We start from the raw sequence: 16348 nt of genomic DNA, 5'->3' as shown, positions 1-16348 counted from the left end.
TTTATGATCTATTCCAAGTTTCTGTATTCATATCCATTATTATTTCCAGTATAAATACCTGTCTTTTCATGTACCATTTAGCACATCAATTCATTATATAAAATTTATCCCGTTCCTGCAAGCACATGTACTCCTACAAAAATTAAAAATCCGTTAAGATTTCCTTATTTTTACGAAAGTGCAAAAATCTCCTTACATAGCTTTCTTCCCGACTGTGTCCGGAAGATCTTCTCATAAGCAGACCGGACTGCTTTGATATGCTCTTTATCCTCATACAGGTTCACAAGGAAATCTGCCTCTACCAGTATCTGATAATCCATTCCGTCAATATTGGAATAGGTATGGTGATGTCCGACCAGATAACACACCCGCTCAATAAAGGCGGCATCATCTGTCAATGGAATAAGCAGTTTTTCTGCTTCCGGCGGGCCTTCCTTTTCCTGTGTCTTTCCTGTATTATATCCATATTTCTTTTCTGAGTTCTTTATGCCTATATCATGCACAAGTGCAGCGACTTCCAGAATCTCCAGTTCTTCTCCTGTGACTCCTTCCATCTCCCCGATCAGCTTGGCAAAAGAATGAACCTTCAGAAAATGATGGATCCGTCTGGCATCTCCCGCATAATATTCGATCATCTTCTCTTTTACCCGAGATTTCAGCTCCCGGCTTGCAGGAATCGTATCTTCTACATTCTGCTGCAATCTCTCACTCTGCTCTGCTTCTGTACTCTGTTTCTGCTCGGTTTCCATTTCTTTCCTCCTGACTGTCTGCCGACCGTTTTAGTATATTTATTTAACCTGATCTATTTCTGTCTTATTTTCTTTTGTTTTTATCTGTACTCACATCCCCGATTATATATGGTTGCTACAGAATACGCAACTTTTTTTCCTGTACGCCCTGTTTATCCAATATTTATGTCTTATCGTCTTCTGCAGATTGTTTTGTATTGTTTTCACTTATAGGTTGTCTTTTCTTTTCATATAGTAGTATAATTTTCAAGTGCAGGTTTTTTTAGGAGGTTTTACAAATGAAAGATAATTCCCGTCCAATCGGCGTATTTGATTCCGGCATTGGCGGTATCAGTGTTTTGAAAGAAATCGTTTCACTGATGCCGGAGGAAAATTATATATATTATGGTGATTCTGCGAATGCTCCATATGGCACACGCCAGGTCACTGACATTCAGCATCTAAGCCGGAACTGTGTGGAATTCCTGCTTGAACATGGCGCGAAAGCAATCGTGATCGCATGCAATACTGCAACCAGTGCTGCTGCTGCCATGCTTCGTGCAGACTATCCGGACATCCCTGTGATCGGCATTGAGCCGGCATTAAAACCAGCCGTTCTCTGGAAGGAACATGACCGGATCGCGGTTATGGCTACCCCTATGACTTTAAAACAGGATAAGTTTCTATCGCTTATGCATACATACGAAGACCGATCCGTAATCTACCGTGTACCATGTCCAAAGCTGGTTGGCTTTGTGGAAAACGGAGATCTGGACAGTCCGGAGCTTCATGATTATCTGCAAGAGGTTCTCTCGCCTTATCTGGAAAAGGGAATCGATGCGATCGTGCTTGGCTGTACGCACTATCCGTTTGTGGAAAAAATGATCCGAACCGTTGTCGGTCCGGATATCAAGATTTTTGTCGGGAGTCACGGAACTGCCGTAGAACTGCGTCGCCGCCTGATCACCGCAGGCCTAAAGTCAGAATCTGCTGGACAGGGTACAGTCGAGATCTATAACAGTTGTACGACCGATGGGAACGCACATGTTGCCCTCTGCAGGAAGCTGCTGGCATTATAATGTACCGTACGGAAGAAGCTGGAGGCTATCATTCATTTCGCAAATCACTCTCGTTCTATTTCGCAAAAAGATTAACAGGTATCCGGTCTTATATACCCTTTATTTCACAGAACGCTCGCGCTCTATTTTTCACGTAACGGTACTAACCTCACTGCCTTTAGCAGTTCGCTAAGGACCGACGTGAAAAAAGGTCTGTTACATAAAGGTATATAAAACCGGATACCTGTTAATCTTTTTCTATGATCCTGTTAGAGATTGCCGAATTCTTATGAACATACCATTTAATACAACTCTTCATCGTAGTATCGTAATAACAGTCCGGTCACGCGGTCATAGGCTGCGAAACCGTCTGAGACACCGTTCAGGTTCAGGCTTGTTTCAGTGAAGGTATTGGATGCCTGATTGACGGTATCCGTCGATAGAATGGCCTTATCCTCTACCTTTTCCCAAGTCTCCGGGAGCAGAAAGATATCGTCGGAAAGCACCTGTTCGGAAATCCTCTCATTTGCCAGATACTGTTCTGCATCCTCCCCGATAGCCTCATAATAGGCATTATCTACATAGGACAATACACTCAGATACCCGGAATAAATAAAGAATGGATCTTCGCTGCCGATACAGGCAAGATAAGATATAAAGTTTGCCTCATCCTCATAGATATACCCATGCAGATGCGCCAGCTCATGGCAATAGGTTGCCGGATAATTTGTGATATACATATTTGCATTACAGTTTGCTTCCATCGAAAACGGGAAATAATATCCCGCCATATAGCTCTGGCTCATCAGCCCGGAAAACATCATATGCTTGACATCCGGATAGTAGCCGGACAACCGTGGATACCGGCCGGACAGTTTCCGAAGAGCATTTCGCGCCTGTTCCTGCATATCTCCATCATATGTTATGTATCCGTTTTCATCCCGCTCTACTTTAGTGCTGTATTCGTTACACTGCTTTACAATATAATTGCGAAGTGCCTGCAATTCTTCTACCTTATACTGCCGTTCCTCTGTTTCCTCATTTACAGGAAGCGAGGAACAGTGATAATAGATCGTACAGTTTCCGGTCATAATAAGACAGATCGCAACCGTTATATATGCAATAACAAGGTCATAGATCCTGCAAAATCTCCGATATCCCTTATGCTTTCTTAAAAAGATCAACAGAATATTCAGGATCAGAAATGCAAGGATCAGCAGGATTGCCGTAACGATCATAAGTTCCCCGATTGAAAAGGAAAACAGATTGCCAAATCTTGCAAATACTGCAACGATAACCGGATTCACATGTTCCGCATACCAGTCGCACCAGTTTTCCCATCCCATCTTTCCACTGATCCATGGAGCAGCCCACGCTGCTGCATTTATCACTATGACCAGAATTATCCCTGTAAAAAGAAGGGGTCTGTGAATATGCCTTTTTTTCTTGTTCTTTTCTACCTTATTCATAATCTTATTCTTTCTGCCAGATAATATATTTTCTGATATGCATCCTGTCAGATTCTCATACATACAACATCCTTTTCTACCTGTTCAGTATATCATCCTGCTCTGCTTTTTACGACACACTTCACAGATTTATAACAAAAACGCCCTCAAAGTTTGACATCTTCTCTGTCTGACGGCAGACCTGTCATTCTTTGAGGGCATTCTATTTCCTGTTATACTTTTTACTATTGGCACATATTTACGATAAAATTATTTCAGGTCTTCTACCAGTTCGTACAAAGCTTCTGCGGAATTGAAATTATCAGATGTGATCTCATCACTTGGAATGATAACATCGTATTTGTCTGCAATCTCTGCAATGATCGTTATGATATCCAGAGATTCCAGTATTCCATCATCTACCAGTGCATCTTCATTTTCAAAATCAACATTCGGTTTGATCTTCTTTAACATTGCAATAAAATCATTCATAGTTTTATTCTCCTTTATTCTTTAATTCTGCTATCTTTTTTATTTCTTTTCGAAGAAGCGAGCCTTTAAATGTCTTCGGAACTTTCTCGATATAGAATATCTTCTGCGGTAACTTATAGCTTTCAACCTGTTGCTGCATATAGCTCTGGAATGCAGTTTCGTCAAATCCATCCTCTTGCACGATCAGCATAACCGGCAATTCTCCGGTGATCGGATCCTGAACGGAACTGTAAGCACAATCTGCCACACCCGGATACCGGATCGCAACAGTCTCTACCTCTGCCGGCGAGATCTTGCTTCCACCATAGTTGATAACATCATCTGCCCGTCCAACCAGAATAATACTGCCATCTTCATCCATATAGCCAAGATCATTTGTCATAACATATCCATCCACTACCGTTTTCGCAGTAAGCTCCGGATCATTGTAATAGCCCTCCATAACAATCGGACCACCCCAGGCCAGTAAAGCAGGCTGTTTCTCAGATCCATTCTCTATAATATTCCCTTCTTCATCTATAAACCGCACTAGAGAATTGACGGTCGGATATCCGATACAACCATTCTTATTCTGACGGCTGAATTCCAGAATACAGGAGCAGCCAGCTTCCGACGATCCATAAAAATTATAAAGTCTTGTACGTGGAAGATACCGGAGCAGCTTTTCCTTGTCCGTTTCCGGAAGCGGGGCTGATCCCACCTGTATATAATCGATCTGATCGGCATATCCTGCAATCCTGTCATCTGACAAATGAAAGATCATTCCAAGTGTTGCAGGAGAAATTGCCATCGATGTTGCATGGTACTGCTCAAGCATCTTCCAGAGATTGCCTATCATAGCCATACCATTCATCAGACAGACAGTTCCGCCACTTATCATATCCGACTGATACCGTCTTATACCAAAGGAATGATTGAGTGGCATCGGTATGATCTCCACATTTCCTGGTTTCATCTGTGTTCCCTTCATAACATTCCCAGCAATTGCCACATCATTCTTATGATGCATGACAACACCCTTTGAGCTGCCGGTCGTACCCGTTGTGAACAACAGCATCGAACGTGAATCTGCATTTGGAAGCGGAACATCCAGTTCTTCTGTATTCTCCATCTGTTCCATCAGCTTCTTCGGGGATAACCAGCGCAGTCCATCTGACTCTTTGTTTGAGATCAGCCATTCTGCATCCACCTTATCCCTGATTTCCTGCATGCGCTCAGGTGAAGTAGATCGCTCAACAGGAATCACAAGCGCCTGCATATACTGCAAGGCTGAAAACAAAACCATATATTCAATGTTCTGTGTGCATCGTAAAATAACATGTGCATTCTTTTTTATACCATTCTGAAGCAGGACATTTGCCATCTTTCTGATTGCCGTCCAATACTCCGCATATGTCAGATGTTTTTTTAACTCACAGACAGCCAGCGTATCCGGTTGTGTCTCTGCATATTTTTTTATATAATGAAGCACGGTTTCCATATCGATCCTGTTATTTCTCCTTTTTCTTTGTAATCTTTTTTACATTTTTCTTCCATTTTTTCATAAATTTCCGGTCTTCCTCATCCCATACCTTACAGGCATCTTCCCAGCTTACCTTCTGATCCTCAGTCAGAGTTTCCTGCAACTGATACTTTTCCTTCAGATATGCTCCAAGAAAGCTTGTCACCTTTTTTGCTCCTGCTATATTCGTATGCTTTGGATTATAGAAATTCGTTTTAAAATCAATATCCATCTCATCAACATACTGATTTAGATCCAGACAGTCATAGCCCTGTTTCTCACAATAGGCATCCACAGCCAGATGCTCCCGGATCTGACTCTCATCCGGTACATACGGTGTCGCTATAAACAGCACCTTTTTTCCCAGTTCATTTGCCTTTTTCTCGATTGCATCCAGAGTATCCTTAGATGCCTGTGACAGTTCAAGACTCTGATCCGTTGTATAATCCGGTTTCTTGTTTTTGAGATTCGTGATCGTTGATTTTGGTCTTGCAAATTTATCATCACTGGACGGATTGTTCAGACGATTGATCATAAATTCCCGGTCAAATTCCATCAGGTTATTATGATATTTTAATATCTGAAACATCATTTCTGCTTTCTTCACAAAGCTTCCACCATGTATAGACTGAATTGCCTGCAACCTTGTTATGGATGGATTCATGCCGGATATAAGCAATTCAAACCAATAGTCCCGTTCTTCCTGGCTGTGATCATCATTTGTATTTCTGGCGATCATGGTTCTGACCTCGATAACAAACACGTCCACGTTCTGACTTTTTACCGCTTCTTCCATAATATATGGTGCCATATTCAGATCCTGGATCGAGCTAGCCAGCATAGCCGAGGTAAAATCCTGTTCCTCATATGCCTGTGGCGGATTCCAATAACGGAATATCGCACTGGATCCGATCATCAATGCATTGACCGTATCCTTTTCTTCCGCGTAATACTCTGCCCATGCCTCTGCGTCACTCTCATCCGGTCTGGCAAACTGTCCGACCTTCGATATAGAATATAACAATATGACAAAAAACAGTAGGATTGAAATTACTTTTTTTATTATTGCCAAAACCTTTTTCTTTCCTGTTTTCATGTTTTGTTCTCCTACCCTTAAAACTGTTCATAGATGAATGCGATATGACTGCCGGAACCATATACACCAAACGTCAATACACATAAAATTCCAACGATCAGAACCAGCCAGCGCAGCCAGAGATTCTGACGTAGCAGCCAGCTTCTGATATCCTCTTTGATCCCCATCTGTTCCCGGATCTCCTGTGCAACTGATACACATAACAGGATCAGACAACCAATCAGGATCAGCCCCCATTCCCGCTGGGACAAAGCAAATGTATTTATAATGTCATAAAATGTACCACGGTCAACCACACAGGAAGCTATCATATGGAAGGACGCACGGATTCCACTTCCCATAAAAATGATACGTCCGATCACGCATAATAAAAATGTCCGAAGCATCCGGAATATATTCCAGCTTATACAGTTTGTCCGTATATTCAGTTTCTCTGTTAATTTAGCGACCGGCTGCTCAAATAATGTCGATAAGCAGATCAGGATTCCGTGAAACAGTCCCCAGCCGATATAATTCCACTTTGCCCCATGCCAGAGTCCGGTCAGGATCCATACGCACAGGATCGGTACACAAGAGGCAAATCCGGTTCCTATGGCATTTCCCAGATATTTCCGCACCTTGGTATTCCATTTCAACAGGATCTTTGAAGTCGATACCGGATAGAATACATATTCTCTGAAGAACGCTCCGAGTGAAATATGCCATCTTCTCCAGAACTCCGGCAACGTCTGGGAAAAATATGGCCGCCTGAAATTTTCTCCAAGCGTAATGCCAAAGCACTCCGACGCACCACGTACGATATCCATGCATCCGGAGAAATCACAGTAAATCTGGATGGAATACATAACCGCCGCCAGAAAGAAGATCATACCTTCATACTGATCAGAATGTTTAAATACTTCTGTTACAAATGGACTGATACGGTCTGCCATCACCATTTTCTTAAGTGCTCCCCACAGAATCAACCATGTACCTTTTATCACCGTATCATAATCAAACTTATGCTTTTCCCATAGTTGATGCGCAACCAGTTCATATCGCGCAATCGGTCCCTGCGTAATATGTGGAAAATATAATACATACGACAGATATTTCAGAAAATTCTTCTGTGCATGGATCCTTCCGTTATAGACATCAACCAGATAAGAGATCATCATAAAGGAATAAAAAGAAACTCCAAGCGGTGCAGGGAAATGCCAGTCCGGAATCCGCTGTATCGCTTCGTATGGAAGAAAACGTTTGATGTTCTCGATGGCAAATCCTGTCACCTTGAATACAATAAGCGCACCTATTACGATCAGCAATGCCAGCACCAGATATTTCTTTCGTTTCTTTTTCTGTGCTGTTTTTATCTTTCTTGCAGCTCTCTTATCTGCATCCAGGAGCAGCCGGTCCTGTTCCTCCAGATTTTTCTCCATCAACATTGTCAACGGATATACCAGAAATGCAGTTCCAACTACAATCAGCAGATCATCAATCCCACTATAAGCATAGAAGACCGCACTTGCGGCAAGGAGCACCCACCACTGGATTTTCTTTGGTACTATATAATATATCAAAACTGTAACTGCAAAGAATACTATAAATATGTATGATACGACAGACATGCCTTCTCTCCATTTCTTTCTCTTCGTTTCACGCCCGTTTCTGTATGGTTTTTTTTACACCGTACTGAATGTGCTCCAGTATTTTAACAGCAATGTGCATATGATCGACATTACAAGAATAATGATAAGGGAAATCTTCCAGCCTTCCCGGAACATATACTTTGGTTCCAGTCCATATCCCACCGGAATCGCACGGATCGACGTTGGCAGCATATAAGACAGGTTCACACCAATGGATGCTACATATATATACGGAATCGGATTCAGCCCACATCCCTGTGTGATTGAGATCACAAGTGGAATCGCAACCGCTGCCGTAGCTGTATTTGAGGTCACATCCGACAACAGTAGTGTTGCAGTCAAAATGATCAGGATCGTTACAAAACCACCCTTCATATCAAGGGAAGAAATCACTTCTCCAAGTGCTTTTGCAACACCTGTTGCATTGATCAGGCTTCCAAGTGCCAGACCTCCGGCAAATATATACATCAGATCCCAGACGATCTTTCCCTGCACCTGTTTCCAGACCATGATCCGTTTTCCCTCTTTATTTGTAAAAAGAAAGGCGATGATCGCACAGATGATAAATACATATGCAGGCTTTAATCCCGGCAATATATCCTGATAAAGCTGTCTGGTAAATGCCAGACCTGTTGCCACTACAAACAGCACAAGTGCGGATTTTTCTTCAAAGCTCATCTTTGGAAGCTTCCGGTACTGTTCCGCAAAATATTCACTGGAACCACCTAACAGATCTGTCTTCTTTACATCACGAAGAATAAATACTACATTGATCAGCATTAGGATCAGCATAACCGGAAGGAACCGGATAACCCAAGAGGAATACATATATTCTTTTCCGGTCAACTGCTGGATATATTCCACCGTTACCAGATTCATAGCACCACCAAGTGGAGATGCCAGACCACCAAGTCCTGTCGCATAGGCGATCGTCAGCAGGATCTTCGATGCCGTCTTGCTGTTTTTCACGTCATCCATTCCAATATATTTCAGCATAGAAACTGCGATCGGCGTGATCGTTGCGCATACTACTGCATTCGGAAGCACCGCAGATAATACCATTGACAACGCAAACCAGAACACAAGCTGCATTCTAAGACTGTTTCCGATCAGACGCAGAAACGTGATTGCAATTCGTTTGTCCAGTCCTGTATTTTCCCATAATACTGTTATGATCGAAGCTCCAAGCAGCAGCAGAATCGTTTCGTCCGCATAATTCGATATTATGACCTTCATCTCCGCCATAGGAACTACTGCATTGATCGCAATCGGCAAAAACGCCGTTACTGCATAATCTACCGGACCTGTTACCCACCAGTATGCCATCCAGAATACCGTTCCAACTGCTGCCCGTTCTGCAAATGTCGGCAAAACTGCATGCGGTAAAAGAAAGCATGCCAACAGGAATAGAACCGGTCCAAGTAACAAATGAATCAATCGTTTATAATTTCTCATATAATCCTCCAAGCAAGTCCTACTCGATATATTGTTCTTTCTACATAAAAAAAAGAACCCTAATATCGGATTATAAAAATCCAATATTAAAGCTCTATTAAAAATTCGACATTCTTCTATTTATTTTTAAGGTTTTGGAATAAAAAATGTGAAAATACTTCCTTTATTCTTTGTACTTTCAACATAAATCCCTCCCCCATATAACTCAGCAATCTTCATTGCCTGTGAAAGTCCCAGACCAAAGCCTTCCGCATTACGATCTTTTTTTTCTCGATAAAAGCTTTCAAATATTTTGGATATATTTTCTTTCTCTATTCCACAGCCTTCATCCTGAATACGAATATACGACTTTCCGTCTTTCTCTCCACAGGACACATAGATTTTAGCTCCTTCATTGCTATACTTTACAGCATTTGAAAGCAGGTTATTTATAACAATATAGATAAGATTCATATTTGCCTGTATGATAGTCGGCTGAAGGGAATATTCAAATGTAATGTGTTTCGTATCAATATATGCTATATCATCACATGCAGATTCAATTACATCCCGAACATCAATATCTTCTATACTGAATGTTGTCCCCTTTCTATCTATTGCAGTCATCTGAAGCAAATGATCAACCAGATTCTTCATACGGTTTGTCTGTCGCTCAAATACCTCTATACTTTTTATTGCTTCTTTATCCTGCTTCTTTTCTGCCACCTCTCTCGACACCTGGCATTGTGCATGCATAACAGCAATAGGCGTACGAAGTTCATGGAATACATTCGCATTAAATTCTTCCTGACGTTCCAACTCCTGCTGCACTCTCTGGTACAAATGATTATTTGCATCTGTTAACATCTGAAGTTCTTTAAAACATCCTTTATATTCCAGACTATCCGTAAAATCCAGATTCTCTCCGCTCTTTTTTATCGATTCATTCAACTGTCTCATTGGTACAGCGATCAGATATCTTAATAAAAGGGCAAACAAAATAAAAAATGCGCCAACAACTCCTATCACCAAATATGACTGATGCCACAGTCCGCGATAATTGTCTTTCACCGCCTGTTCCGATATCATAGCACATACCAGATAAAAACTGTCATCCTCCGTTCCATTCTTCATTTTTCCACGTCTGGTTGCTACGTAATAACGCTCTCCCTGAAAGGTTACTTTTGTAAGACTCTGTAATCCGATATCAAGCCCGGTTCTGAAATCATCCGGCATTCTGCCATCAAGAAAACTTCCGTCTCTTGACTGTAAAAACACATATACATTTTCGTTATAAGTATCTTTCTCTTCCAGATCGTAAAAATCGCTTTTTATATACGGATTCTCATTCTCATCAAATCCTATATTTTTTTTTGCACGTTTCACTTCCTGCGCCAGTTCTGTATAAGCCAGATATTTAGTATCCTCTTTGATCAGATTCTTCTGCATCAATAAAAGACATATCGTTCCTGCTGCAATGATAAGTCCACAAACAATAACAGTAAAATTAATAAATGAAATTTTCCTTTTTAACATTCCAGTCTATAACCTACTCCCCGGATCGTATGTATCAGTTTTTCTTCAAAAGGATCATCGATTTTTCTGCGAAGATATCGAATATATACATCAACTACATTTGAATTGATATCATCATCAATGCTCCATATATTTGCACGGATCTGCTCTCTTGTGACAACAATGTTCCTGTTACGCACCAGATATTCCAGGATTGCATATTCCCGGACTGTAAGATCGACAGTCACACCATCCCGGACAACCCGGTGATTATTTGTATCAATCTGTAATGACCCATAATTCAAAATGCTGTCATTACTTATATGTACAGTACGAAGCATTACCCTTAACCTTGCGAGCAATTCCGAAAACTCAAACGGTTTTGTCATATAGTCACTGGCTCCTGCATCCAGTCCCCTGACAATATCCTGCGTTTCGGACTTTGCAGTCAAAAAAAGCACCGGAACCTGTATTCCTTCTGCCCGGATTGTTTTTAAAACCGACATACCATCTTTCTTCGGAATCATAATATCCATTATAACTCCATCGTAACTTGCCGTCTCCAGATAATCAAGTGCTGCCTGCCCGTCAAAACAGGCATCTACATTGTATCCTTCTTTTGTCAGTTTATTACATATTATATGATTTAGATCCAATTCATCTTCAACAACCAAAATGCGCATGGACACAACCTCCCTATCTTAATATACAATGGCATACCATCATTAAAATAAGATTAAAGGGACTGACACCGAAAAATATTTTCAATGCCAATCCCTTTTATCATGCTTATTTTAGTTGTCACCAGGCATTTACTACCTGTTTATATTACTACTTCTCATTTCCGGCTGTCAATTTCTGACCGTCATAGTCAATGATGATCGCTGACTGGGTGGATACTTCACCTGCAAGGATCATACGGGCAACCAGTGTCTCAACATTCTTCTGAATAAAACGCTTCAATGGTCTTGCACCATAGACCGGATCATAGCCCTGATCGATGATCGCACTCTTAGCCTCATCCGTAAGCTTGATCGTGATCTCCTGTCCAGCCAGACGTTTGTTCAGATCCTTGACCATAAGATCAACGATACTGCCAATGTTCTCTTTGCTTAATGACTTGAAGATGATGGTCTCATCGATACGGTTCAGGAACTCCGGACGGAAGTGCTGTTTCAGTTTGTTCATAACTGTCTCCCGTATCTCATCCGTGATCTCGCCACCGCCTTCTGCGATATCCACACCACCGATATTCGATGTCATGATGATGATCGTATTCTTAAAGTCTACCGTTCTGCCCTGTGAGTCCGTGATACGTCCATCATCTAATACCTGTAATAATACATTGAATACATCCGGGTGTGCCTTCTCTACTTCGTCGAACAAGACAACCGAATATGGTTTCCTACGGACTGCCTCGGTAAGCTGTCCGCCTTCATCGTAGCCTACATATCCAGGAGGCGCTCCGATCAGTCTGGATACACTGTATTTCTCCATATATTCACTCATATCGATACGAACCATGTTCTGTTCATTATCAAATAAAGCTTCTGCCAGTGTCTTTGCAAGCTCTGTCTTACCTACACCGGTTGGTCCAAGGAACAGGAATGAGCCGATCGGCTTGCTTGGATCCTTGATTCCTGCTTTGGAACGGATGATCGCATCGCTGACATATTCAACAGCTTCATCCTGACCGACAACCCTCTTATGAAGTTCATCTGCAAGATTCAGTGTCTTACTCTTTTCACTCGCCGTCAGTTTGGCTACCGGAATACCGGTCCACTTGGATACAATCTCCGAAATTTCTTCTTCTGATACGACCTCATGTACCAGCTTTCGTTCTTTCTCCGATGCAGACTGCTCTGCCAGTTCCAGCTCTTTCTGAGCTGCCGGGAGTTTGCCATACTGCAATTCGGCTGCTTTGTTCAGATCGTAATTTCTCTGGGCAACCTGAATATCATTCTTGATCTTCTCGATCTCCTCTTTCAGGTTACGAATCTTCTCAACGCCTGCCTTTTCATTCTCCCATTTGGCTTTCAGATTATTTGCTTTATCCTTTAACTCTGCAAGCTCTGACTGTATATCCGCCAGTCTCTGCTTGCTCAGGTGGTCTTCCTCTTTCTTCAGTGCGGCTTCCTCGATCTCAAGCTGCATGATCTTTCTTGTGATCTCATCAACTTCGGCCGGCATGGAATCCAACTCCGTCTTGATCATCGCACAGGCTTCATCGACAAGGTCGATCGCTTTATCCGGAAGGAAACGATCTGTAATGTACCGGTTGGAAAGTACCGCTGCACTTACCAATGCACCATCCGAGATCTTAACTCCATGGAACACCTCATATCTTTCCTTGATACCACGAAGAATGGAGATCGTATCTTCTACCGTCGGCTCATCAATCTGTACCGGTTGGAAACGACGTTCCAGAGCGGCATCCTTTTCAATGTACTGTCTGTATTCGTCAAGTGTCGTTGCACCGATACAATGCAGTTCGCCACGGGCAAGCATAGGCTTTAACATATTGCCTGCATCCATTGCGCCATCTGTCTTACCGGCTCCAACGATCGTATGCAGCTCATCAATAAAGAGGATTATCTCGCCTTCTGATTTCTTTACTTCATCCAGAACTGTCTTCAGACGTTCCTCAAATTCACCACGATACTTGGCACCGGCAACCAGCGCACCCATATCCAGTGCGAATATCTTCTTATTCTTCAAGCCTTCCGGCACATCACCTCTGACAATACGCTGTGCCAGACCTTCTGCAACCGCTGTCTTACCTACACCAGGTTCACCGATCAGAACCGGGTTATTCTTGGTCTTACGGGAAAGGATCCGGATCACGTTTCGTATCTCAGCATCTCGTCCGATAACCGGATCGATCTTCTGCTCTCTTGCCCGTTCCACCAGATCGTATCCGAACTTCTCCATTGCTTCATAGGAATCTTCCGGATTCTCACTGTCTACCTTTTTATTTCCTCTGATATCTGCCAGAGCCTTTAAAAATGTGTTTCGATCGATCGCCCATGTTTTAAGCAATGGCTTCACATCGGAATCGGCTTTTTCGATCAGTCCAAGGAACAGATGCTCAACCGATACAAAGCTGTCTCCCATCTGCTTTGCTTCCTTTTCAGCCTGAATGAGCGCCTTTGAAAAATTATTTCCGGCATACAGATTTCCGCCACTTACTTTTGGCAGTGATGCAAGCTTATCTTCCACCCTATTTACCGCTGCTGTTACATCTATATCGAGTTTTTCAAAAATCTTCGAAATAAGGCTTTCGTCTATCTCAAGCAATCCTGCAAGTAAATGAATCTGTGCAAGCTCCTGATTATCATATTCCAGGGCTTTATCTTTCGCTTTTTCTATTACTTCAAGCGACTTTCTTGTGTATTTGTCCATATCCATAATCATTTACCTCCTGACATATAAAAACTACTGTAATTCAAGATACACTTTCATTACAGTAGTTAACATAACACTTTTTGTTAGCACTGTCAATAGGTGAGTGCTAATTATTTTTATTTTATTTTTTCACACACATTTCAAGAATGATCACTGGGTAAAACTCACATCAAAAATCGTACCTCCGGATGGATTAGACCGGACTGTAATTGTCCCATCATGCGCACTTACGATTTCATGAACAAGCGCAAGTCCAAGTCCGACACCACCAAGTTCCCGGCTTCTGGATTTATCCACACGAAAGAACGGTTCAAACACACGCTGCCTGAGTTCCTCCGGGATTCCATTTCCGGTATCCTCTATTGACAAGTAAATATGTTTTTCCTTTTGATATGCGGTCACTGTAACCCGTCCCCCAGAATGATTATATTTTATAGCATTCTCAACAAGATTGTATACCATCCTGTAAATAAGGATATCACTTCCGATCATCCTTATATCCGTGCATTTTCCAATAAGTTTTATATTTTTTTCCTGTGCAAGCGGTTCCAGATCCGCCAATACTTCATCAACAAGAGCATTGACCATTATTACATCGTCTCTCCCCACAGTTTGAAGCTCGCTCATATCCAGAAGGGTTTTTACCATTTTACCGAGTCTGTCATTCTGTTCCGTAACCATCTTTATCGTTTGCTCAGTATCTGTATCATTGCCCGGATGCGGATTGGAATTATATGAATCAAGCTGTATCTGCATTAAAGATAATGGGGTTCGAAGCTCATGTGCCGCATTTGCGGTAAATTGTCTCTGTATATCAAATGCATCCGAGAGACGTTCAAGCATCTTGTTATACGAAACACTCAGTTGGTTCAGTTCTTTAACATTGTTTTCTTCTATTCGCGAATCTGCCAGATTTTGTGCCTGTACCTCTTCAATCTTATCAGAAAACTTACCAATCGGCTTTAGAGCATGTCCACTGATAAAATACGTGGCCACACCACCCAGAAGTGCCAGCAAGGCTGAAATTATCAGGCTGTTTTTTTTGTAGTCTGCCTTGTTATTGTACACCTGAACGGAAAAATCATTTGCAAAATCATCCCAGTTATCCTCCGGAATGCTGATGTATATTTCATCCGAAGAGCTTCCGTTATCATCTCCCCTGGCATCAACAGTCTCTTGCAGAGAATCAATATAGTACACACCGTTTTTATAAATAAGCATAGTCAGACATCCACATATAAGCGCAATATATAATGTAATTATACATGTAAGCCTCCACTGTAGCGACATTCTTTTCATCTATCGGCCTCCTCCCGTATTTTATACCCTTCTCCTACCTTGTTCAAAATCGGATCATATCCGAGCACTGCCTTAAGCTTTCTTCTAAGCGAAGACATATGTACTCTGATTGCTCCACTAAAGCTGTCCACGGATGCATCCCAGACATGCTCCATCAATTCTTCCTGACTTACCGGTCTTCCCAGATTGAGAAGCAGATATTCTAAAATACCATTTTCTTTTCTTGTAAGGGAAACCTTTTTCCCTTTTGCATATGCCTCACGTTTTATCGTATCAAAGCTTATCTCGCCGCTTTCCAGACATACATCCTTCTGCACAAATTTTCTTCTTGTCAGACTTCTGATACGTGCTTCAAGTTCCTTTATATGAAATGGTTTTTCCATATAATCATTTGCACCTGCATCCAGTCCCTCAACCTTATCCGCGATCTGTCCTCTTGCAGATAATATAATAACCTTTGTCTCCTCATTTTTCCGTCTGAGTTCTCTTAAGATTTCCATTCCATCCATACCGGGCAGATTCAGATCCAAAACGATCAGATCATAATCCTCCGTAAGGATACATTCAAGAGCTTCTTCCCCATCATAACAGGTATCCACTTCATACCCAACACCATACAGGCTTTTCGCAACCATATCACATATTTGTTTCTCATCTTCAACTATTAATAATCTCAAAAATCTTTCACCTGTTTCTTAACAAAAATTTTACATCAGCTATTGTATAATACCCAGGTCAGTTGGT

General features: G+C 41.8%; 13 protein-coding genes. 1 reads left to right on the top strand and 12 read right to left on the bottom strand.

What is annotated here, in order from left to right; genetic code table 11:
* Positions 1–170: 170 nt before the first annotated feature.
* Positions 171–635: an HD domain-containing protein gene (locus OCV60_RS11135; RefSeq protein ID WP_117785384.1), complete on the bottom strand. Its 465-nt coding sequence runs from the start codon at positions 633–635 to the stop codon at positions 171–173.
* Between the two features lie 392 nt (positions 636–1027).
* Here OCV60_RS11135 and murI point away from each other — a divergent pair, with 392 nt between their 5' ends.
* Positions 1028–1807, top strand: a complete 780-nt coding sequence (gene murI, locus OCV60_RS11130) for a glutamate racemase (RefSeq protein WP_262530175.1) — start codon at positions 1028–1030, stop codon at positions 1805–1807.
* A 281-nt stretch (positions 1808–2088) separates the two neighbouring features.
* On the opposite strand, the gene OCV60_RS11125 is transcribed toward murI, so the two are convergent.
* The 11 genes from OCV60_RS11125 to OCV60_RS11075 all read right to left on the bottom strand — a co-directional run bounded on the left by OCV60_RS11125 (position 2089) and on the right by OCV60_RS11075 (position 16239).
* Complete coding sequence (locus tag OCV60_RS11125; protein ID WP_262530174.1) at positions 2089–3255, bottom strand: DUF3810 domain-containing protein; 1167 nt, start codon at positions 3253–3255, stop codon at positions 2089–2091.
* A 249-nt stretch (positions 3256–3504) separates the two neighbouring features.
* Positions 3505–3726 carry a phosphopantetheine-binding protein gene (locus tag OCV60_RS11120; protein WP_008401081.1) on the bottom strand — a complete coding sequence of 74 codons (222 nt, stop codon included), beginning with the start codon at positions 3724–3726 and terminating at the stop codon, positions 3505–3507.
* A 4-nt stretch (positions 3727–3730) separates the two neighbouring features.
* Positions 3731–5206, bottom strand: a complete 1476-nt coding sequence (locus tag OCV60_RS11115; RefSeq protein ID WP_118616020.1) for a class I adenylate-forming enzyme family protein — start codon at positions 5204–5206, stop codon at positions 3731–3733.
* Between the two features lie 10 nt (positions 5207–5216).
* Positions 5217–6323, bottom strand: coding sequence for a hypothetical protein (locus OCV60_RS11110; protein WP_262530173.1), 1107 nt, complete (start codon positions 6321–6323; stop codon positions 5217–5219).
* 17 nt (positions 6324–6340) lie between these two features.
* On the bottom strand, positions 6341–7930 hold the full coding sequence (locus tag OCV60_RS11105) for an MBOAT family O-acyltransferase (protein WP_173789129.1): 1590 nt from the start codon (positions 7928–7930) through the stop codon (positions 6341–6343).
* Between the two features lie 54 nt (positions 7931–7984).
* Complete coding sequence (locus tag OCV60_RS11100) at positions 7985–9406, bottom strand: SLC13 family permease (RefSeq protein WP_021943579.1); 1422 nt, start codon at positions 9404–9406, stop codon at positions 7985–7987.
* 126 nt (positions 9407–9532) lie between these two features.
* On the bottom strand, positions 9533–10921 hold the full coding sequence (locus OCV60_RS11095) for a sensor histidine kinase (RefSeq protein WP_262530172.1): 1389 nt from the start codon (positions 10919–10921) through the stop codon (positions 9533–9535).
* Complete coding sequence (locus OCV60_RS11090; protein ID WP_117785291.1) at positions 10915–11583, bottom strand: response regulator transcription factor; 669 nt, start codon at positions 11581–11583, stop codon at positions 10915–10917. Before OCV60_RS11090 ends, OCV60_RS11095 begins: the two co-directional genes overlap by 7 nt.
* Before the next feature lie 148 nt (positions 11584–11731).
* Positions 11732–14308 (bottom strand): ATP-dependent chaperone ClpB, encoded by a 2577-nt coding sequence (gene clpB / locus OCV60_RS11085; RefSeq protein WP_021943576.1) that lies wholly within the window; start codon positions 14306–14308, stop codon positions 11732–11734.
* A 147-nt stretch (positions 14309–14455) separates the two neighbouring features.
* A complete protein-coding gene (locus tag OCV60_RS11080; protein WP_262530171.1) occupies positions 14456–15604 on the bottom strand; it encodes a HAMP domain-containing sensor histidine kinase in 1149 nt (382 codons plus the stop codon).
* Positions 15601–16239: a response regulator transcription factor gene (locus tag OCV60_RS11075; protein ID WP_243863414.1), complete on the bottom strand. Its 639-nt coding sequence runs from the start codon at positions 16237–16239 to the stop codon at positions 15601–15603. The genes OCV60_RS11080 and OCV60_RS11075 overlap by 4 nt, the downstream gene beginning before the upstream one ends.
* Between the last annotated feature and the right edge of the window lie 109 nt (positions 16240–16348).

The organism is Coprococcus ammoniilyticus, assembly GCF_025567345.1.
GTDB classification, from domain to species: Bacteria; Bacillota; Clostridia; order Lachnospirales; family Lachnospiraceae; genus Coprococcus; species Coprococcus ammoniilyticus.
The sequence above is the reverse complement of the archived record's forward strand: the minus strand, read 5'-3'. Positions and strand labels throughout refer to the sequence as shown.

What these genes read in the sequence shown, in the direction of transcription:
- OCV60_RS11135 (WP_117785384.1), bottom strand. Translation starts at nt 635, where the DNA reads ATGATCGAATATTATGCGGGAGATGCCAGACGGATCCATCATTTTCTG.
- murI (WP_262530175.1), top strand. Translation starts at nt 1,028, where the DNA reads ATGAAAGATAATTCCCGTCCAATCGGCGTATTTGATTCCGGCATTGGC.
- OCV60_RS11125 (WP_262530174.1), bottom strand. Translation starts at nt 3,255, where the DNA reads ATGAATAAGGTAGAAAAGAACAAGAAAAAAAGGCATATTCACAGACCC.
- OCV60_RS11120 (WP_008401081.1), bottom strand. Translation starts at nt 3,726, where the DNA reads ATGAATGATTTTATTGCAATGTTAAAGAAGATCAAACCGAATGTTGAT.
- OCV60_RS11115 (WP_118616020.1), bottom strand. Translation starts at nt 5,206, where the DNA reads ATGGAAACCGTGCTTCATTATATAAAAAAATATGCAGAGACACAACCG.
- OCV60_RS11110 (WP_262530173.1), bottom strand. Translation starts at nt 6,323, where the DNA reads ATGAAAACAGGAAAGAAAAAGGTTTTGGCAATAATAAAAAAAGTAATT.
- OCV60_RS11105 (WP_173789129.1), bottom strand. Translation starts at nt 7,930, where the DNA reads ATGTCTGTCGTATCATACATATTTATAGTATTCTTTGCAGTTACAGTT.
- OCV60_RS11100 (WP_021943579.1), bottom strand. Translation starts at nt 9,406, where the DNA reads ATGAGAAATTATAAACGATTGATTCATTTGTTACTTGGACCGGTTCTA.
- OCV60_RS11095 (WP_262530172.1), bottom strand. Translation starts at nt 10,921, where the DNA reads ATGTTAAAAAGGAAAATTTCATTTATTAATTTTACTGTTATTGTTTGT.
- OCV60_RS11090 (WP_117785291.1), bottom strand. Translation starts at nt 11,583, where the DNA reads ATGCGCATTTTGGTTGTTGAAGATGAATTGGATCTAAATCATATAATA.
- clpB (WP_021943576.1), bottom strand. Translation starts at nt 14,308, where the DNA reads ATGGATATGGACAAATACACAAGAAAGTCGCTTGAAGTAATAGAAAAA.
- OCV60_RS11080 (WP_262530171.1), bottom strand. Translation starts at nt 15,604, where the DNA reads ATGAAAAGAATGTCGCTACAGTGGAGGCTTACATGTATAATTACATTA.
- OCV60_RS11075 (WP_243863414.1), bottom strand. Translation starts at nt 16,239, where the DNA reads ATGGTTGCGAAAAGCCTGTATGGTGTTGGGTATGAAGTGGATACCTGT.